Raw genomic sequence first — 18,587 nt, 5'->3', positions numbered from 1 at the left:
ACAGCGGTCCGCCCCTACAAATCCTGTTGATCATTGAATCAATCCGCTCTTGATGAATATTTTCGGCTCCACCACGAGATCAATCTTTCTCCCCTCAAATTCGCTGGCCGTAACCTGCTGTTCATAGTTCCACTTCAGCAGCTCTCCCCGGTAGGCGGATCCCGTCGATACGCCGGAGAACGCGCTGGTCGGAGCGACGGCGCCGTTATCGTCGATGAGTACCGTCCGGTAAGACTCAAATGTTCCGTCGCCGTAGTAGTTGGTCACGATGGAGTCGATCTGGCCGGCAACGGTCGTGACCACGGGGAAATAAAACCCGCCGGCATAGGTCCAGCTGGCGTCTTGAGCGGAGGCGAGCACATTCGTGATCCCGGAAGACTTGGCATAAGACATCTTCACGACATTATTCAGCGCATGCTCATAGGTATTAAAACGGGTTTTCCAAATCGTATCCGCCGGCACCAGGTCTCTGTAGGTTTCGTTCTCCGGGAGATAGACACCAAATTGGTTTGACGCGTCCTTCTGAGCTTCCGAAACAACAGAGAAGCTGTCCGTCAGCGGGTTATAAATCTTGTAAGAAATTTCATTGTTCACATCCGTTTGAAGCTCAGCCGCCTCTATCGTGCGAGTATTGTCGGGGTCCGAGGGGTCGCTGAGAATATAGTTGCCTTCTCCATCCTGGGTGACTTTGACGAGGTGCCCTCCCGTCGCGGTGTCATGGACCGAGTCCTGAGTGTTGGATTGGGCCATTTCATAAGCGGTCAGGTAATACTCCGGAGCGGAGGCCCCGATTTTTCCGGAAAGGTCTTTCAGCGCCACAGAAAGATCCGTCGGCAAATCCTTATTAAAGGTTCCCTTGTAATAGAAGTAATCCAGCTGAGACTGAGCCCGTTCGTTCAAGACAACCAGCTTAAATTGATTGGGGGCTGAGCGGACAATGTACTCTTCCAGACGAACTCGTTTCCCTTCCACATCGGTCATGCTTTTGCCTTCCTGATACTCGGCCAGGCGCCGTTCCTCGGCGGCCGCGGCAATCACCTGGTTCCGCGTCATGTCGAGCGCCACTTCATGCCGGGCGTCACGAGCCAGAGCGGAATCCCTGCCGGAGAGACCCTGCTGAGGAATGGGCCGCGGCAATTCGATCGTGCCGTCGTGAACGGCTGTCATTTGTCCCGCCCGAAGAGCCGTTTCGCCCCCGGCACCGGAGGCCATGACACCGACCACCCCGCGGTAGACGAATACCCATGTTCCCCGCTCTCCAGCCGCTGTCTCAAATTCGGTCCCGCGGACGGCACAGACCGCGGCAGGGGTTTGAATAGAAAATTGTTCCTTCTCGCGGAGGCGTTTGACTTTGGACAAAACCCGGCCTGTTTCCAGGCGTCCTTTGGTCTGGTCGTCCTGGAGGCTGGTAAGCTCGAAAAGCGTTGCGGACTTAACGACAAAACGATGGCCTCTGCCGGTGAGAATCTGGAGTTCGGACTGATCCCCGGTGCGGACGGTGGTGCCTTCTTCCAGTTTATCTCCGGGTTGAACGGCCTCCCACTGGACGACTCCCGGAAGCCGCTTGTCCGCCTGGCCTCGAAGCACATCCACACGCCCCGTCGGGGCCGCCCAGGCCGCCAGCGACAAACAACCGGCCAGATAAAACGAGAGCAGACCCCTTACCCCATAAAGAGCAAGCGGTCTGCGTGGGAGCTTCCTATTATTGAGCTTTTGCCTTTGTCTCATAATCCTCGCAACGGATTTTATTTACCCCCGAATCGCGAAAATGTCAACGGAAAGGATTGAGTGTAAAAAGGTGTAAAAGCCCCGGTCGCCAAGTGTCTGGCAACCGGGGCCTAACAAAAACATCGTCATTCCCCGCGGTCTCTGGCGGGGAATCGAAGGATGGATCCCCGACAGCCCCGTCCTCTAGTGAGGTCACATTGTCGGGGCCGTCCCGACCACCAAGAACGTCGACAAGTGACGGGACAGGGTCACTCGGGGATGACGTCAGTGATCTTAGCGGAACTGCACGCGGAGCCCGAGGGAAGCGCCAAGATTTTTCGTCCCGGCAAACTCGCCCTGCAAGCCCAGCTTCGTGAAAGGCAGGATGCTGAACTCAATCCCGGCCAGACCGCGAACATCCCATTTATTGGCGCTGGCGCTTCCGACTCCCCGCGTACTGACCGCCTGAGTGACGGTATCCGCCGGAATAAGTGGATTCGTCAGAGTCAGCGTACCGGCGGTATCAATGGCCGTTGACACAGAACCTGAGTTGAGATTGGCGCTGGCCCCGAGGTAAGGATTCATGAACAGGATCTGCTTGTTCACGATCGCCTGAACGCCAAAGCTGTTCATGTCCCACTCCGAACGGATGCCCCCCGTCGCGTCAAGGGTGGACGTATAATCAGCGGTGTAACCTTCCGCGATCGTCACGGTTGCATTGTCGCTGGTTTTGAAGTCCTTCGTGGCGTCAATGGACCCACTGACTCGCGTGAAATTGAGCCCCACGGTCACACCGGGTTTTCCCACTCCCTCTTCCACGATTTTTTTCCGGACATCGATTCCAAAGATGCGATTCTTCAATGTGACTTTGGTGTTTTCAGCTTCTTCCGTAGCCGTCGCACTCTTGTTTTCGCCGATGGTCGTTTTAGGAATCCCTCCCAGGCGAATCCCCGCGTCTAAACCAAACGGAAGCCCGACTTTGGCATGCGCGATAATCGCCGGGAAAGGAAAGCGATCGAAATTATCAACTTGTTGAGTGTCCACAAGGTTCGTCGGCAGGTTCCGCAAACCCTCCATATCCACCTTGGTGCCGGAGACCGCGCCTTCTATCCCCAGCTCAATTCCCCAAATTTTGAGCTGCTTGGGAACAACCATGCCGGTCGTGGCATTAAACGGAATCACATAGCGGAATTGATCCGAGAACCACTGGCTGACCAGAACGGAATCCGCCGTCACCTGACCGAGGGCTGTATTGACATCGGTAATCGGCACGGCCGCTTGCGCAACAGGAACAAAAAGACCGAAACAACACAAAACAACGAATACACGGATCAGTTTCATGTGGGTGTTCTCCTTGGTAGATAAATACGGACCGATCAGCTATTACCGATTCCGTTCCCAGATCAATCGAAGACCTTCCAGCGTCAAATTCGGGAGAATTCGGGAGACCTTTTTCAGATGAGGGCCTATCACGGGAGAAAGTCCCCCCGTCGCCACCACAACAGGTTGCCCGTTCATTTCCTTAATTAGGCGTTGCAGCAGGCCTTCAACCAGACCTATGTAACCGAAAAAAAGTCCGCTTTGCAAGCTTTCTTTTGTGGTCCGCCCCAACGCGTTTGAAGGGGCCTCGGAGAAGGCTACTCGAGGGAGTTTAGCCGTGTGACTGGCCAGCCATTCTCCGGCGAGTTCCATCCCCGGGCAGATGGCCCCGCCGAGATATTCCCCGCGCGCGCTAACGCAATCCAACGTGGTGGCGGTCCCGAAATCCACGACAATAGCGGCCTTTTTAAACAACGCGTGCACCGCTACCGCATTGACCAGCCGGTCAGCGCCGACTTCCTCAGGTTTTTTGTAAAGATTTTTGATCCCCAGATCAGCCCCGCCGCCCACAACGACCGGGACCTGGTGCAGATAGGTTCGTGACGCCTGTTCCAGCGGAACGTCCAGTGCCGGGACAACGCTGGCCAGGGCCACCCCCTTCACCTGATCGTCCTGCCGGACGGTGTTTTTCAGCAAACCCAGGAAGAGCAGCCCCAGTTCATCCGCCGTGGCATGCCGATTGGTATGAAGACGCCATGTTCGCAGCCGGTCGGAATCCCGGAACAGGCCGATGGTAATATGGGTATTGCCGACATCGATGGCCAGCAACAGGCCCGCGGACTGATGGTGGAGCCGCCGTTCTTTGGAGGTCATCGCCATGTCAAACACCGGTCGCTTTCTGGAGAGTCCGCACCGTTTCGGCTGATTTGGAAAGGGCGGCCTGTTCCTCAGGAGTCAAATGGAGTTGCATGATTTCCTCAAGGCCTTTACCGCCCAGTTTCGCGGGGACCCCCACATAGACATCCTGAAGGCCATACTCGCCCTGGAGCCAGACCGAGGAAGGCAGAATATGCTGCCGGTCGAAGAGAATGGCTTCCGCCATCTGAACCGCGGACGCGCTGGGAGCATAGAACGCGCTGCTGGTCTTGAGCAAAGAGATGATTTCCGCTCCACCTTCCCGCGTACGCTTCAAAAGGGCATCGATCTTTTCCTTCGGGAGTAGTTCGGAAATCGGGATGCCGGAAACCGTGGTATAGCGGGGCAGCGGCACCATCGCATCGCCATGCCCGCCCAGGACGCAGGCATAAACGTTTTTTACCGACACGTGAAGCTCCTGAGCGATAAAAGCGGACAGGCGCGCCGAATCCAGCACCCCAGCCATGCCGATGACCCGCTGGCGGGGAAAACCGGTCACCTGCTTCATCACGTAGCACATCACGTCCAGGGGATTGGAAACCACGATGACGAACGCTTCAGGGGAAACCTTTTTTATCTGTTCCGCCACGGTCTTGATAATGTCTGTGTTCGTCTTGAGCAAAGTGTCCCGGCTCATGCCCGCTTTGCGGGCGATGCCGGCGGTGACGATAAAAAGATCGGAGCCCGCGGCCGGGCCATAGTCATTGGTCCCGATGATCTTCGTATCGGAACCGATGACCGGGCCCATCTCGAGAAGATCCAACGCCTTTCCGCGCGGCATTCCCTCAACCACATCCAGCAGAACAACATCAAAAAACGCTTTCTCCGCCAACCAGGCCGCGACGGTTGATCCGACATTCCCGGCCCCCACAACAGCCACTTTTTTACGCATGATGACTTCCTTTCGACTGCCTCTCGTCATCCCCCGCGGGTTCTGGCGGGGGATGACGACATTAAGGAATTATACCAAAGGCTTTGACGGAGGGGGATCTGGGGAGCTTATCACCCTCACCCTGACCCTCTCCCTCAACAGGGAGAGGGGATGATGGCTGTAAAGAATCTGATGCTCCCTCCCCCTGCGGAGGGGGAGGGCTGGGGTGAGGGTAAAATTATATCGGCTTGGCTTCTTCGGCGCTCAGGACGTCCCGGTAAGCTTGCGCCACCTCCGGATGGAATTCTTTCCCGGATTTCTCTTCCAGCGCCGCCAAGACCTGCTCGACGGAATAACCGTTCATGCGCATCTCTTCGCAGTGTTCAATGACCGACAGGATGTGACCGCCTAAAGGGATATCGTCGTTCCGGAGCCCCCGCGGGGAACCGGATCCGTCATAACATTCATGATGAAAAGGGATCAAGGCGGCGGCGCCTTTCAGGATATCGATCCCTCGAATCATTTCAGCGCCGATCAGGGGATGCGTCTGCTCCATATGCGGGCTTTCCATGACCAGGATGCGCGCCATATTCCAGCTGCCGGCAACCTTTAAGAACCCGATGTCATGCAGCAGGGCCGAATAATAAAGATCTTTCAGGACCTGCCCCTCCAGCCCCAGACGCCGCCCGAGGGAGCTGGCCCGCTGGGCCACCCGCCAGCAATGGCCCGCCATCCGGGCGTCCCGCGCCTCAATGGCGCTGATCAGAATTTCGATCATGTTGCTGTAGAAATTACGAAACCCTCCTAGAAGCCTGGCGTTGGCGATCGCCAGGGCCGCCAGTCCGGCCAGACTCTCCAAAAGGCTGCGGTCCGCTTCGGAGAAACCGGCGGGATCTTTCTTGTTCAGGATTTCCAGAACCCCGACAAGCTCTCCGGCCGCGAGCATGGGAACGCAGAGCACCGACCGGGTGATAAAACCGGATGCCTGGTCGAACTGCCCGGAGAACCGCGTATCGGATTTCACGTCGTTAATCATGACGGGTTCCCGTTTTTCGGCGACCCATCCGGCGATTCCCTCCCCGACTTTCACGCGGAAACGGGTCACCACGCCGCCCTTTTCTCCGGTCGCCACTTTGAAGTAAAGATGGCCCTTGTCTTCATCCAGCAGCATGAGGGCAGACGCTTCGCACAAAAACATGTGTTCAGCGGATTGACCGATCCGTTTCAGGAGCGCATCGACATCCAGCGTCGAGGTCAGGCCCCGGGCGAGATTCAGGAGCCCTTGAACAAAGTTGGTTTGACCGTCCGTGGTCTGCCAGCTGGCGGTGCCGGTGGGCGCCCCGCAGAGGTGGCAGAAATTGGCCTCCTCCGCCAGCGGCTTTTTGCAATGGGAACAAACGATGGAAAGGTGATCCGTCATATCAGCTCCCGGCCCCCATGGACACGGCGAGCACTTCCTCAACCGTCGTGAGCCCCATCACCACTTTTCGGAGTCCATCCTCAAACAACCCGCGCATCCCGGCCTTGATGGCCAGTTCGCGGATCGGACCGGAAGCGGCCTCTTTCAAGCACAGGGTGCGGATATCGTTGTTCATCACCAGGAGTTCGTGGATCCCCAACCGGCCTTTGTATCCCATTAAATTGCACGTTCCGCAACCCTTGCCTTTGAACAACTGCGCCTTGGAAATATCGATGTGATATTCGTCGAATAGCTTTTTATGTTCGGCGGTCATGGGAATCGGCTCTTTGCAGTCTTTGCAGATGCGCCGGACCAGGCGCTGAGCCAGCACGGCTTCAATCGTCGAGGCGACCAGAAAGTTGGGGACCCCCATCTCATGCAGACGGGCCACCGCGCTGGGCGCATCGTTCGTATGGATGGTCGAAAACACCAGATGGCCGGTCATGGCGGCTTCCATGGCGATCTGGGCCGTTTCTTTATCGCGGATTTCACCAACCATGATGATATCGGGGTCCTGCCGCAGGAAGGACCGCAGGGCCGTCGCAAAATCAAATCCGATTTCCTGATTAATGTTGACCTGCACGATGCCGTTCAGGTTGTACTCTACCGGATTTTCCGCCGTCAGGATTTTGACATCTGACGTATTAATGGAATTCAGCGCCGCGTAGAGCGTGGTGGATTTTCCCGAACCCGTTGGACCGCAGACGAGCACCAGCCCGTAGGGCCGCTGCAAAATATCCTGAAACGTTTTAAGCGTATCCGGAAGGAACCCCATTTTCCCCATTTCCACCTGGATCGACGCGCGATCGAGCACCCGCATGACGCACGATTCGCCGAACACGGTCGGGACCACATTGACGCGAAATTCAATGGGCTTGCCTTTGGCCGTCACCTGGATGCGTCCATCCTGCGGCTTGCGGTGTTCGGTGATGTCCATCTGATTGGTCATGATCTTGATCTTGGCCAGAAGCGCGTTCCGGTAGGTATAGGGCAGGGCAAAGGGCGCCTCCCGCAGATTGCCGTCGACCCGGTAGCGCAGAAGCAGCCGTTTTTCGAAAGGCTCGATATGAATATCGGAGGCTTTTTGCTGAAGCGCTCCGAGAATAATGGCATTCACCAGTTTTTCGACTTCCGGGGCGTCGGCGGAAACATCCGCCACATCCGACAATTCTTCGGGTTGGCCGACCAGCAACTCATCATCCCCTCCGCCCGTATTCGAAGCCGCGACGCCTTTGATAATGTCTTCAACGCTGACCTCGTTGGCAACGGTCGTGGATCCATACGCCTTGTCCAACAGCGCATCGACGTCCGCGGGAAGCGCCAGATAGGGCTGGACCTCAAAACCGGTTCGCAGCTGGATGTCCTCAATCGCAAAGAAATCGCGGGGATCCATCATGGCCAGAAAAAGAACGTTGTCTTCTTTGGCAAACGGAACGGCATGATGCCGGCGAGCGGTGGCCTCGGGGATGGCTTTGACCACATCCATGTCCACTTCCATGTCGCTCAGGTTGACGGCTTTGATGCGCCATTCTTCCGAGAGCGCTTTTAAAATGACGTTTTTCTCAAGGATCTTGCTGTCGACGATAATCTGTTGGATCGGCTTTTCGGATTTGCGGGATTCCTCTGTCGCCGGCTGGAGCTGGGCCTCCGTGGCCAGCTTGCGGTTGACGAGAAGATCAATAATCCCTCGAGGATTGGCGGTTCCTTTGTTCCCGGAGGAGGCCATAATTTAGGTCCGCTCCTTCATCTCAAGCCGGTCTCCCGTTTGAGTTCCCGTCAGGTCCAGCGTCCCGGCGGACAATTCCAGGACGCTCTGCGAACGGCTGACCCAGCGGGAGAACCGCCAGGGCTTCAGAGTCCCCTGATGAAGAACCCGTCCGTCCGAATCCAGGAAGAGAACGTCAATGGGATAACGCATAAACCATGTATGCACCGACCGGCAGGGTTTGAGCCAAATCCCTGTTCCCGGCTCCAGCCGCGGCGTCCGTAAAAGCCCGACGACACGGTCCAACAGAGAGGAAGCTATCCGGACACGGCCGGCGAGTTCCGTCCCCCTTGTTTGATTGCGGACAGACACCAACACACTGGGAAGTATAGAGGGGTTCCTATCAAATGCAATGGATTTTTCGAAAGGAAATCAGGAATCGTTACATCGACCCTCACCCCTGCCTGCCGGTCGGCAGGCCGGCTCTCCCCCTCAACAGGGGGAGGGAGCGTCAGAAAATATCATCCCCCCTCTCCCTGCTGAGGGAGAGGGTTGGGGTGAGGGTTTGTCTGATGTTATCGGGCGTGTTCGCTGACTTGAACATCTTTCCGCAGAGGAAGGCTGAGGCTCACCGATTCGATTAACCCGGAGATCAGGGCACCCAGATAGTAGAGCCACCATTGGAAACGGATGTGAAAGAAAAGGCCCAAAACACCGGCGATAAACATGCCCATGGGAAAGGCAAAAACCGCGGCGGAAAGCAGGTAGAGTTTTTTCGGCATGTTGTCATACACCACCTTTTTCGCGGGCGGGTAATGCCGGGCGTGCCGGAAAACAATGACCCCGGCCAGGAACAGCAGAAGAACCGGATCAATGAACTGGATCACATAAATAATCGAAATCAGGGCCTGGCTGCGCGGGTCCCCGTTCAGAAACCAGGTCCCGTCGTAGGCCGGATAATTGCCGATCCAGAAGATGATCTCGGAGCCGCGAATCGCCTGCGGCTCGAGGACCACATAGGAGAACCCCAGCACCAGTCCCACTCCAAAGATCCAGACGATCAGTTTGCGCGGGATATTCTCGCTCCCGAAGCAGAGGCTCATCATCGCCACAAAGATGGCGGGAGCGAAAATCCCCATCATGCAGAATTCCCGGATACAGGTAACCACGGAAGGCATCGGAAGAGGACCCAGCAGAACCTGCAGGGGACGGCTGATCAAATAAACTCCGAAAAAGAAGAACCCCCAGGCCGCGCCACGGTACGTGGTATCTCCCGTCACCAGAAACCGCATCGGAGCGACATGCGACGCGTAGCGGGCTAACGCAAAAAAGGTAAGGCCGGCGCCCATCGGCAAAACGATGTTGGAAAAGATAAGCCAAACGTCATGCATTTTGAAGTTTGGAGAAATCAGCGATTCGCGAGAACAAGCGGACCAGCCGCCCCAGGAGCGCGAGCCGGTTGGCGCGGAGCGCGGGGTCTTCCGCCATCACCATCACGCCGTTGAAAAAACCATCGAGGGGGTCGCGCAGGCAGACGAGGGACGCCAGCGCCTCCCGATAGGCGCGGGACTCGACATGATGGGCCACCAGGGATTCCGTTGATTCAATCGCCTGATACAAGGCCTGTTCGCAAGGTTCCCGGAGCAGATCCGCCTGCAGCGGCGCCGCTCCGTCGTGGATGGGCAGGCTCTTATCCGCCTGACGGACAATGTTGATGCTCCGCTTGAACGCGACAGACAACGGCTCAAATTCTTTTTGAGACCGAAGCTCATGCAGGGCCTTGAGCCGGTCCAAGGTCTCCCGGACCTGGCCGACCCCGGCGGTCAGGACCGCATCGATCTCGTCAAACTTATATCCTCGTTCCTCCAACAACGCGGACCAGCGCTGCTTCATGAATTGAACCAGCTTTGGAGCCGCTTCGACGGCCTGGGCGCGGACGTTCTCCGGTTGAAGATCACACGCCTTTTCGATCAGTTTCTCGAGAGAAAGCGGCCAGGATCGTTCTTCCAGGAGACGCAGCACTCCCCCGGCGGCCCGGCGCAAGCCATACGGATCGGCTGAACCGCTGGGGATCAGCCCGACCGCGAAATCCCCGGCCAGCGTATCCAGCTTATCGGCTAACGCCACGGCGGTCGCCACATCGGTGGTGGGCAAAACCCCGCTGAGCGTGATCGGCCAATAATGCTGCTCCAGGGCCTGCGCCACCGCCGGATCTTCCCCATCGGCCTGCGCATAAAGCCGCGCCATGATGCCCTGCAGCTCCGGAAATTCGCGGACCATATCGGTCACCAGATCCGCCTTGCACAAATCCGCCGCGCGTTCGGCTTGCGCCAACCAGGGAGCTCCTCCCAGGAAACTCCCGATCACCTGCAAGAGCTGTTTCACGCGCTCTTTCTTTTCAAACAGATTGCCCAGCTTGCTCTGGAAGAGGACGCCTCGGAGCGCTTCCATTTTCGAAACCAGAGGCATTTTCCGGTCGTGATCGAAAAAGAACCGGGCATCCGCCAGGCGGGCGGCCAGGACGCGCTCATACCCTTCGCGCACCACCTCCATATTGACGGACATCCCGTTACGGATGCCGACAAAGTGCGGCAGCAGAGTATCTGAGGCGGCCTCGGCCACCGGAAAGAATTTTTGATGATGCTCCAGACAGGTGATGAGCACTTCCGCCGGGAGAGCCAAGTACGCTGGATCAAAATTGCCGAGGATCGCGCTGGGGTGCTCCAGGAGATTGGACACCTGCTCCAGAAGGCTTTCCCGAATGAGAGCGCGGCCGTGGAGCCTTCGCGCCGCCTGCTCGGCCAGTTTGCGGATCGCTTCCACCCGCGCCAAAGGTTCCACCAGAACACACTGGTTCTTCAAGAGGCTGACGTACGCTCCCGGCTGGGCCACGACGATTTTTTTACTCGAATAAAGGACCAACCCGACCGTCCACTTGCCGGAACGGACGCCGGCGATGGAAAAAGAAACGGGGACGTGCGCATACACCGCCGTCAGCCAGCGGATGGGACGAGGGAAACGGAAACCACTCGGTTCCCAGACCATGGACTTAGGAAACTGCAGCCGCCGGATCCATTCCGGAAAAAGCTGCGCCAGGAGCTGGCGGGTGGGCACTCCGGGGATATGGAGGGTCGCGCTCAGTTTGCCGTTTGAAATCGTTAGAGAATCCGGATGAACCCCCTGCTTGCGCGCAAATCCAAGAGTCGCCGGTGTCCACTCGCCGGAGGCATCTTTCGCCATTTCTGCAGGGGGACCCGAAATGACTTTTGTTTGATCCTCCGAATGATCCGCCAGGCCTTTGAGAACCACCGCCAAGCGGCGGGGCGTCCCATAGACGTGGATCGATTGGCAGGAAAGCTGGTGGTCCTTTAAGGATGTATCGGCAATCTTCTGCAACTGCTCGATCCCGAGCGGGACAAAGGAAGCGGGAAGCTCTTCGCAACCGATCTCTAGAAGCGCGTCTTTCGTGTTCATGCGGGTTTGGCCGCCTCCACAAACGGTTTCACATAGGCCTGGGCCACCCGGCAGGCCAGGGCCCGCACCCGCGCGATATACGTCACACGCTCGGAGACGGAAATCGCCCCCCGGGCATCGAGCAGGTTGAACGCGTGCGAACACTTCATGACCTGTTCATACGCCGGCCGGACCAGTTCGGCGTCCAATAATCGCCGCGCCTCCGCCTCATAATTCGCGAAGGATTCTTTCAACAAGTCCACGTTCGCCACTTCAAAGTTGTATTTTGAAAACTGCTGTTCATCGGCCTTGTGCATCTGGCCATACGTGACTTTGGGGGCCCAGAGAATATCGTAGACATTGTTTTTCTTCTGGGAATACATGGCCAACCGCTCGAGCCCGTACGTAATCTCCACCGAGATCGGGTCCAGTTTCACCCCGCCGATCTCCTGGAAGTAGGTGAACTGGGTGATTTCCATGCCGTCCAGCCACACTTCCCATCCCAATCCCCAGGCGCCCAAGGTCGGGGATTCCCAGTCGTCTTCAACGAAACGGATATCGTGCTGTTTGGGATCGATTCCGATGGCGCGCAAGGAGGCCAGATAAAGCGATTGGATGTTGGCCGGAGCGGGTTTCAGAACGACCTGGTACTGGTAGTAATGCTGGAGCCGGTTGGGGTTTTCTCCGTACCGTCCGTCGGCTGGGCGGCGGCTGGGTTCGACATAAGCCACTTTCCACGGGTGAGGCGTGAGGCACTCCAAAAAAGTAGCCGGGTTGAAGGTGCCGGCTCCTTTTTCGATGTCGTAGGGTTGCCAGAGGAGACAGCCTTGTTTCGCCCAGTATTTATGAAGCGTCAGAATGATTTCTTGAAAGGTCATTGAAATTAAAGAAGTTCTCCGTTTGCCACTCCGTCGTCATCCCCCGCGGCCACTGGCGGGGGACCCATCATCGTTATACGGCACGGTGGATTCCCGGCCAGAGACCGCCGGGAATGACGATCCCGTCTAAATCTGGACTCCTGTCATTTGCCGGAAGCGGTTGACCGACAACGGCCGGTTCAAGTGATCCGAAACAATCATCCCGGCCAGCTGCTCCAGCGCCGTCACCGCGGGAGCATTCCACTGCGACTCTCCCAAAGAGGCCAGCGGGATCTCCGCCAGAGCCTGAGCCCAATCCGGATGCCGCTGCTGCAGCTCCTGCCAGGCGGTCCGGTGGTCAAGACCAAACCCGGCATAACTCAAAAAACGGACGGCAAAAGCCAACCGGACAACGGAAAAACGGGAAGCGGTTTCCAGCGCGGTCAGCGTCTCCGCCAACAGATTGTACTTTTCCGGACTCGGTTGTTCCTCGGGCGTCAGGCGGGACACGATTTCGCAGACCCACGCGGCCGCGGTGCTGCGGCCCATGTCCGTCCGCAACGCCGGGAAACTTCGCATCAGTCGTCCGCCGACCAGTTTTCCCCATCCGTGATCCGGGTTTGAATAAATCGCGACGTCGCTCTCGACAAACGGTTCGGTTAAGGCCGCGAATTTGGCGATGGAGCGCGCGGCGCTCGTCGCCCGCACGGTGAGACGCCCTTTTTCCCGCGTGAAAAAACCGATGACTTTATCGGCGTCCCGGCTGCGCCGCGACCAGAGCACAATTGCCCGGAGATTCTGGATCATAAGAGCGTGCTGGGCGGCTGGTCGAACTCGTCCGCGATATCCCCCACGATCGCCTCCACCGCATCTTCAATGGTCACAAGCCCCTGGGTCCGGCCCAGCGCATCCGTGATAATGGCCATGTGATGACCCTGTCGGAAGGCCTGCAGCAGGACCGATAAGGGTGCGTCGGATGCGATACGGTAAGCCGGCCTCAGAAGGTCTTCCAGGACGAGAAGCCCGGAATTTCGCCATTCGGTCAAGAGGTCCTTAGCATAGACGATCCCCAAAATGTTGTCAATGCTGCCAAAATAGACGGGCACACGGGAAAAACCGGAGCAAACAATATGCTCAAACACGCGCTCCTGGTTCTGCTCCATTCGTACAGCCACAACATGCTCCCGTGGGATCATGACCTGGCGGACTTTCACCTGGTCAAAAGCGATAATATTGGAAAGAATCCGGCGCGTGGCCGGAACAAGTCCTTCCGAACCGGGATCGGACAGCATCAGGCGAAGCTCTTCTGCCGTAATCTGGGGTTCGGACGGATGGCTGGAGAAGGCCTTGCGCAACAAATCCGCCAAAGCCGCCACCCCGCGCAGACCGGGCCGCAGGGCGCGCGTGACCAGCGCCAGCGGCCGGGCCACCCAGCCCAACACGCGCTCCTGATAATGCCGCGCATAGAGCTTCGGCAGTATTTCGCCGGCAATCAGGATGGTGGTCCCGGCAAAGAAAGAACTGGCCAGCAAAAAAATACCCGTTGAAAAATGCGCGGCATCCGTCAGCTGTTTGGTCATCAAGCTGACCAGAATGCTCGCGCCAAGGCATGACAACGTGTTCCCGAAAAGGATGGTCGCCATCACCAGGCTTGGATCCCCCGACCAAAGCACATAGGTCGGCTCCACCTGCGGTTTATTCCGCTGGAGCCGTTGCCAGGCGGATAGAGACAGGCTGGTCAGCGCCGTCTCTGTCGCGGAAAAAAAGGCCGCCCCAAAGAGACACATTAAAAATAGAATCGATTGCCCAATAAGGCTCATCAGGTTCCTCGGGGGTTCTCCAGATCGTATTCGTCCAGAATTTCCCCCACCACTTCTTCCAGCACGTCTTCCAGCGTCACAATCCCCAGACACTCGCCCCCTTCATTGACAACAACTGCCAGATGAGAGGTCCCCTTGCGGAACTCTTCCAAAAGGTCTCCGGCCGGCGTCGTCGATGGAATAAACAGGGGTTGGCGCATGAGCAGATCCAATTTCACGGGCAATAACCCCCGCCAGGCCATCAGGAGATCTTTCATATGCAAAAAACCTCCGATCTTCCTGGCATTGGCGCGGTAAGCCGGCACGCGCGTCCGACCCGCTTCCGCAATCTGGTCGAGAATGCGCTCGGGATCCATCCCCAGATTCACCATATCGATTTTCTCGAAGGGAGTCATGATTTGGGCGACCTGTGTCCGATTAAGCGCCAACACGCGTTCCATCATTTGAGACGACCGTTGCCCCATGGTCCCATGCATGGCGCTCGCCCGAATCATGTCCCGGAGCTCTTCCAAAGAATAGACGGACATGCGCCCCACCGGCGCTCCCTGGAGGGCCGGAAACAATCGGCCGAAGAACGCCATCCCCAGCCGGATGCCGGGGGTGAACAGCTTCGCCAGAGCGCTCGTCCAGCGCAAGGATGCCACGGTCACGCGTTGCGGGTAATGACGGGCCAGACTTTTAGGGAAAAGATCCGTGAAAATGAAAAGAACCAGGGTCAATATCAGCCAAAGTCCCGTAGCCACCAAACCCTGCCTCCATTGAGGGAACGCCACAAATACGGCATGGGTCGCGAGGATGGTGGTGAGCACATCGCAGAGCGTACTTCCGATGAGGAGTGTCGTTAACAGATACTGCGGGGAGGCCAACCAGGACGTAAAGGTTTCCGCCAGCTCAGGTTTCTGTGAAATTAATTTTTTCAGGCGAGGACGGGACAACGACACGAGCCCGGTCTCGGCGGCCGAAAAGAACATCGACAAGACAAAGAAAAAAGCGCTGAAAACGATTGCCCAAAGAATTTCGTTCACTGGTTCTTTTTCTCCCACCGCCGCAACAAGTCATTCTGCCGCTGAAACATCCGGCGCCGGGGCACCGGGGCGTAATCGGTGTATCCCATTAAATGCAGGATACCATGAATCCACAGGGTACGGATTTCCCGTTTTAAGGAATGCCCCATGGCCTTAGCCTGGCGGGCGGCCTGCGACACGTTAATGGCGATGTCGCCCTGAAAGCCCCTCTCCCGACACTCTGGTCGGGAGAGGGGTTCCACTTCGCTGCGGAAGGCTATCACGTCCGTCGGACGGTCCACCCCGCGAAAACGCCGGTTCAACTGATGGATGCGAACGGGCCGGGTCATCTCCAGGGCCAGCGTCACCCGTCCCGCGGCTTGTTCGGCCGAGAGCACAAAACCCGCCAGGCCTTCCAGGTCTTTCATGGAACAGGCTCCGGCGGGGACACGCGCCGATCGGATCAGCGTGACGTCCACGGTCAATGACGATTTTTTCATTCCGTACTGAGAGGCGGTTCGGCCCGGAAAGGCGAGGAAGGTTCGTTTTCGGGCATCTCCGGATACTCGATGCGCACATGGTACATCGCGCTCAGGGAGTGGGCAAAACTGACAATGATTTTACGCAAATCTTCCAGCGTCACCGGCGCTTCATCGAATTGGCCATCTTGAAATTTGCTCTGCACGATTTTCTCGACCAGGTCCTTCAACCGTTCGTAGGTCGGTTCTTCCACCGTCCGACTGGCCGCCTCCGCGGAATCCGCCAGCATGCCGATGACCGTCTCTTTGGAATGCGGCCGGGGCCCCGGATAACGGAAGGATTCCGGGGACAACGACTCTTCCTCGTTTTCCTGCTCCAATTGGCGCATGTAGAAATATTTGATGAGGCTCGTCCCGTGGTGCTCCGGAATAAAGCGAACCACTTCCTCCGGCACCTTATTGGACCGCGCCAAGGCCATGCCGTCTTTGACATGGGCCATGATGACGAGGCTTGAAATGGACGGATTCAGTTTGTCGTGATGGCCCGGTTTTTCACTGATGCTGCGGCGGATCAGCTGATTTTCAATGAAATATTCGGGATGCAGGAGCTTGCCGATATCGTGGTAATACATCCCCACCCGGCACAAAAGCGAATTGGCGCCGATGGCCTCGGCCGCCTGTTCCGCCAGCGCCGCAACCAGCAAGGTATGGTGATAGGTTCCGGGCGCTTCCAGCATCAGCCGGCGCAGGAGCGGACGGTTGAAATCGCCGACTTCCAGGAGCGTAATGGGCGTAATGCGCGAGAAGAAAGATTCCAGGACAGGCAACAAACCGAGCGGGATGGCGGCGCAGAAGAATCCATTCACAAGCCCCCATTGCAGGTCCTTCAGCACCAGGCTATGGCCAACCCCCCGAAACAGGTCGAGGCCATACATCGTCAGGAAGGTCACCCACGCCACATGGAACCCGGCGCGCGTGATATCGCCCCGCGTCCGGACCCGATAGGCCGCCAGCATGGCGGCGCAGGAGGAGAAAAAGGAAACAAAAATCGTATCAAAGGAGGATTGATTCAACACCCCTGCCACGAGGGAAAGCACCATGCTGATCACCAGCGCCAGCCGGATATGCAGCAGCAGGGTCACCAGGATCGCGACGGCCCCCAGCGGAACCGCAAACGGCGAGATCTGCTGAGGAAAAGCCAGCACGATTTCGATGAGAATAACACCCAGAACAACGCAGAGGCCCGTTAAAAAAACGGCTTCATCATCATTCAAAAATTGGGGTAAGTCGAACCGGAAATAAACGACAAAGAAAAGGACCAGGAGCGCCAGAAGGCCGATCAGCGCGGCGATGCGCGATAAGGTAAACCCCTGCGTACTGACGGTTTCGGGTAACAACACGAGGAAAAGGATGGCGGCCGCACCCACGGCGACGAGCGGCGTCGGCACATGCACTTCCCGCCAGAGGAAAGGCAATCGCTCTTTGCGGGGACTTTTTTCAAGAAGGGAGTCGACCCAGTTTAACAAGGACTGGAGCAAACGGCGGAATCCCGCCAACCACCAGGAGCCGATGATCATTTAGGACTCTCCCCGTTTTTCCCAATCGTCATACGCCTTCAAGATTTCTTTCACCAGGCGGTGCCGGACCACGTCCACCTCGGTAAAATGGATGAACTCGATCCCCGGTGTGCCTTTTAAAATAATCGGCAAGTTGACCAGGCCCGACTGCCGGCGATTGGCCAGGTCAATCTGGGTGATATCCCCGTTGACCACCGCCTTGGACCCCAGCCCCATGCGCGTCAGAAACATTTTCATTTGCTCAGCGGTCGCGTTTTGCGCTTCATCTAGAATGACAAACGCATTTTCCAGCGTGCGCCCGCGCATATAAGCCAGCGGAACGATCTCGATGGTTTCTTCGTCGCGATAAAGCCGGAAACGGTCCGGGCCCAACATGGCGTAAAAGGCATCATAGAGCGGACGAAGATACGGATTGACCTTTTCATAAAAATCGCCGGGCAGAAATCCGAGTTTTTCCCCTGCTTCCACGACCGGGCGGGTCAAAACGATCTTCGTGACCCGGCCGGCTTTCAGCGCCGCCAGAGCGCTCGCCACGGCCAGATACGTTTTGCCGGTGCCGGCCGGGCCGATGGCGATGACCAGATCGTTAGCCGTCATCAGTTCCACGTAACGCCGCTGGTTGGCCGTTTTCGAATGGATGGACCGACCGAAGCTGTTCGTGAAAGCGGCCTCGCCGGCCTGTTCCGCAGGCCCCTGAAAAGAAGACGATGCGTCTGGCTGACCGAGGTTTTGCCGCAGGCTCTCAATGGCTTCGAGCGTTTTCTCCACCTTCCCGGGCGCGCCGCGCACCGACACGATATGCCCCCGGCCAAAAATCTGGACTCCATAGGTCTGCTCGAGCGCTCGTAGATTCTGGTCCTGCTGGCCCAATAACGACAGCGCTTCCCGTGAATCGATGAGATGAATTTTCCGGGTGACCATTTATAACCCGTTGTCCGGAATCCAATCGGCCGGCGGAATCTTGAGTTTTTGCTTGGGATAAATTTTATTGGGATCTTTAATCACGTCTTTGTTCGCCAGATAAATCAAACGCCACTTCTGCGGATCGCCGTACAGTTTCTTCGCGATCATGGAAAGACTGTCGCCGTTTTCCTGCCAGATCCACACCCGGTATTCCTGCATCGCCGGAGGTGGCGTGACCTCAGCCGCTGGCTCGGGAGCTGAGGGTTCAGACGGAGGAGCGGACTCACCCGATGTGGCCGGAGCGGGGGCGGCCGGAAAATCTTCTATACGGGGTGGCTCGTAGGCAGGGAATTCAGAACCGGGTTGATTCTCGGACCAGACAACGGAGGCGCTCAGTAAAAAGAGGGCCAAGAAGAGGACGGTCAGCCGTGGCTTCATCCCGAGGGAATTTAGCATTTGTTCGACGAAAGGGTCAACGATGTAGGGGTCGACGGCTGTCGACCCGCTACGGGTGGAT

General features: G+C 57.4%; 17 protein-coding genes. All 17 read right to left on the bottom strand.

Going from position 1 to position 18,587, the window contains the following annotated elements; all coding sequences use genetic code 11:
* Positions 1-30: 30 nt before the first annotated feature.
* Positions 31-1,728 (bottom strand): FecR domain-containing protein, encoded by a 1,698-nt coding sequence (locus WC859_05030; GenBank protein ID MFA5975513.1) that lies wholly within the window; start codon positions 1,726-1,728, stop codon positions 31-33.
* Positions 1,729-2,001: 273 nt separating this feature from the next.
* Positions 2,002-3,048 (bottom strand): hypothetical protein, encoded by a 1,047-nt coding sequence (locus WC859_05025; GenBank protein ID MFA5975512.1) that lies wholly within the window; start codon positions 3,046-3,048, stop codon positions 2,002-2,004.
* A 42-nt stretch (positions 3,049-3,090) separates the two neighbouring features.
* Complete coding sequence (locus WC859_05020; protein ID MFA5975511.1) at positions 3,091-3,900, bottom strand: type III pantothenate kinase; 810 nt, start codon at positions 3,898-3,900, stop codon at positions 3,091-3,093.
* A 7-nt stretch (positions 3,901-3,907) separates the two neighbouring features.
* Entirely contained in the window at positions 3,908-4,834 is a 927-nt protein-coding gene (gene mdh / locus WC859_05015; GenBank protein MFA5975510.1) for a malate dehydrogenase, read from the bottom strand.
* A gap of 217 nt (positions 4,835-5,051) precedes the next feature.
* Positions 5,052-6,233 carry a GAF domain-containing protein gene (locus WC859_05010; GenBank protein MFA5975509.1) on the bottom strand — a complete coding sequence of 394 codons (1,182 nt, stop codon included), beginning with the start codon at positions 6,231-6,233 and terminating at the stop codon, positions 5,052-5,054.
* A gap of 1 nt (position 6,234) precedes the next feature.
* Positions 6,235-7,998 carry an ATPase, T2SS/T4P/T4SS family gene (locus tag WC859_05005; protein MFA5975508.1) on the bottom strand — a complete coding sequence of 588 codons (1,764 nt, stop codon included), beginning with the start codon at positions 7,996-7,998 and terminating at the stop codon, positions 6,235-6,237.
* Positions 7,999-8,001: 3 nt separating this feature from the next.
* The gene (locus WC859_05000) at positions 8,002-8,349 is read right to left on the bottom strand and encodes a DUF192 domain-containing protein (protein ID MFA5975507.1); all 348 of its coding nucleotides are present in this window, start codon (positions 8,347-8,349) and stop codon (positions 8,002-8,004) included.
* A gap of 203 nt (positions 8,350-8,552) precedes the next feature.
* Entirely contained in the window at positions 8,553-9,368 is an 816-nt protein-coding gene (locus WC859_04995) for a hypothetical protein (GenBank protein MFA5975506.1), read from the bottom strand.
* On the bottom strand, positions 9,361-11,451 hold the full coding sequence (gene glyS / locus WC859_04990; protein MFA5975505.1) for a glycine--tRNA ligase subunit beta: 2,091 nt from the start codon (positions 11,449-11,451) through the stop codon (positions 9,361-9,363). The genes WC859_04995 and glyS overlap by 8 nt, the downstream gene beginning before the upstream one ends.
* On the bottom strand, positions 11,448-12,308 hold the full coding sequence (locus tag WC859_04985; protein MFA5975504.1) for a glycine--tRNA ligase subunit alpha: 861 nt from the start codon (positions 12,306-12,308) through the stop codon (positions 11,448-11,450). The genes glyS and WC859_04985 overlap by 4 nt, the downstream gene beginning before the upstream one ends.
* A 126-nt stretch (positions 12,309-12,434) precedes the next feature.
* A complete protein-coding gene (gene recO, locus WC859_04980) occupies positions 12,435-13,094 on the bottom strand; it encodes a DNA repair protein RecO (protein MFA5975503.1) in 660 nt (219 codons plus the stop codon).
* Positions 13,091-14,107 carry a hemolysin family protein gene (locus tag WC859_04975; protein ID MFA5975502.1) on the bottom strand — a complete coding sequence of 339 codons (1,017 nt, stop codon included), beginning with the start codon at positions 14,105-14,107 and terminating at the stop codon, positions 13,091-13,093. Before WC859_04975 ends, recO begins: the two co-directional genes overlap by 4 nt.
* Entirely contained in the window at positions 14,107-15,132 is a 1,026-nt protein-coding gene (locus WC859_04970) for a hemolysin family protein (protein ID MFA5975501.1), read from the bottom strand. Before WC859_04970 ends, WC859_04975 begins: the two co-directional genes overlap by 1 nt.
* Positions 15,129-15,611: an rRNA maturation RNase YbeY gene (gene ybeY, locus WC859_04965; GenBank protein MFA5975500.1), complete on the bottom strand. Its 483-nt coding sequence runs from the start codon at positions 15,609-15,611 to the stop codon at positions 15,129-15,131. Before ybeY ends, WC859_04970 begins: the two co-directional genes overlap by 4 nt.
* Positions 15,608-17,167, bottom strand: a complete 1,560-nt coding sequence (locus tag WC859_04960) for an HDIG domain-containing metalloprotein (protein MFA5975499.1) — start codon at positions 17,165-17,167, stop codon at positions 15,608-15,610. Before WC859_04960 ends, ybeY begins: the two co-directional genes overlap by 4 nt.
* Complete coding sequence (locus WC859_04955; protein ID MFA5975498.1) at positions 17,168-18,088, bottom strand: PhoH family protein; 921 nt, start codon at positions 18,086-18,088, stop codon at positions 17,168-17,170. It lies immediately after the preceding gene.
* Complete coding sequence (locus WC859_04950; GenBank protein MFA5975497.1) at positions 18,089-18,508, bottom strand: LysM peptidoglycan-binding domain-containing protein; 420 nt, start codon at positions 18,506-18,508, stop codon at positions 18,089-18,091.
* Positions 18,509-18,587 lie beyond the last annotated feature (79 nt).

The sequence above is a fragment of the Elusimicrobiota bacterium genome (assembly GCA_041660185.1).
Taxonomy (GTDB): Bacteria; Elusimicrobiota; Elusimicrobia; order 2-01-FULL-59-12; family 2-01-FULL-59-12; genus JBAZWU01.
Note: the sequence above shows the minus strand (reverse complement) of the source record. Positions and strands in the feature narration are given on the sequence as shown.

Bases quoted from the DNA above. Each gene is read 5' to 3' on its own strand.
- recO (MFA5975503.1), bottom strand. From the start codon at position 13,094: ATGATCCAGAATCTCCGGGCAATTGTGCTCTGGTCGCGGCGCAGCCGG.
- WC859_05020 (MFA5975511.1), bottom strand. From the start codon at position 3,900: ATGACCTCCAAAGAACGGCGGCTCCACCATCAGTCCGCGGGCCTGTTG.
- WC859_04960 (MFA5975499.1), bottom strand. From the start codon at position 17,167: ATGATCATCGGCTCCTGGTGGTTGGCGGGATTCCGCCGTTTGCTCCAG.
- ybeY (MFA5975500.1), bottom strand. From the start codon at position 15,611: ATGAAAAAATCGTCATTGACCGTGGACGTCACGCTGATCCGATCGGCG.
- WC859_04985 (MFA5975504.1), bottom strand. From the start codon at position 12,308: ATGACCTTTCAAGAAATCATTCTGACGCTTCATAAATACTGGGCGAAA.
- WC859_05005 (MFA5975508.1), bottom strand. From the start codon at position 7,998: ATGGCCTCCTCCGGGAACAAAGGAACCGCCAATCCTCGAGGGATTATT.
- WC859_05010 (MFA5975509.1), bottom strand. From the start codon at position 6,233: ATGACGGATCACCTTTCCATCGTTTGTTCCCATTGCAAAAAGCCGCTG.
- WC859_04975 (MFA5975502.1), bottom strand. From the start codon at position 14,107: ATGAGCCTTATTGGGCAATCGATTCTATTTTTAATGTGTCTCTTTGGG.
- glyS (MFA5975505.1), bottom strand. From the start codon at position 11,451: ATGAACACGAAAGACGCGCTTCTAGAGATCGGTTGCGAAGAGCTTCCC.
- WC859_04955 (MFA5975498.1), bottom strand. From the start codon at position 18,088: ATGGTCACCCGGAAAATTCATCTCATCGATTCACGGGAAGCGCTGTCG.
- mdh (MFA5975510.1), bottom strand. From the start codon at position 4,834: ATGCGTAAAAAAGTGGCTGTTGTGGGGGCCGGGAATGTCGGATCAACC.
- WC859_04950 (MFA5975497.1), bottom strand. From the start codon at position 18,508: ATGAAGCCACGGCTGACCGTCCTCTTCTTGGCCCTCTTTTTACTGAGC.
- WC859_05025 (MFA5975512.1), bottom strand. From the start codon at position 3,048: ATGAAACTGATCCGTGTATTCGTTGTTTTGTGTTGTTTCGGTCTTTTT.
- WC859_05030 (MFA5975513.1), bottom strand. From the start codon at position 1,728: ATGAGACAAAGGCAAAAGCTCAATAATAGGAAGCTCCCACGCAGACCG.
- WC859_04995 (MFA5975506.1), bottom strand. From the start codon at position 9,368: ATGCATGACGTTTGGCTTATCTTTTCCAACATCGTTTTGCCGATGGGC.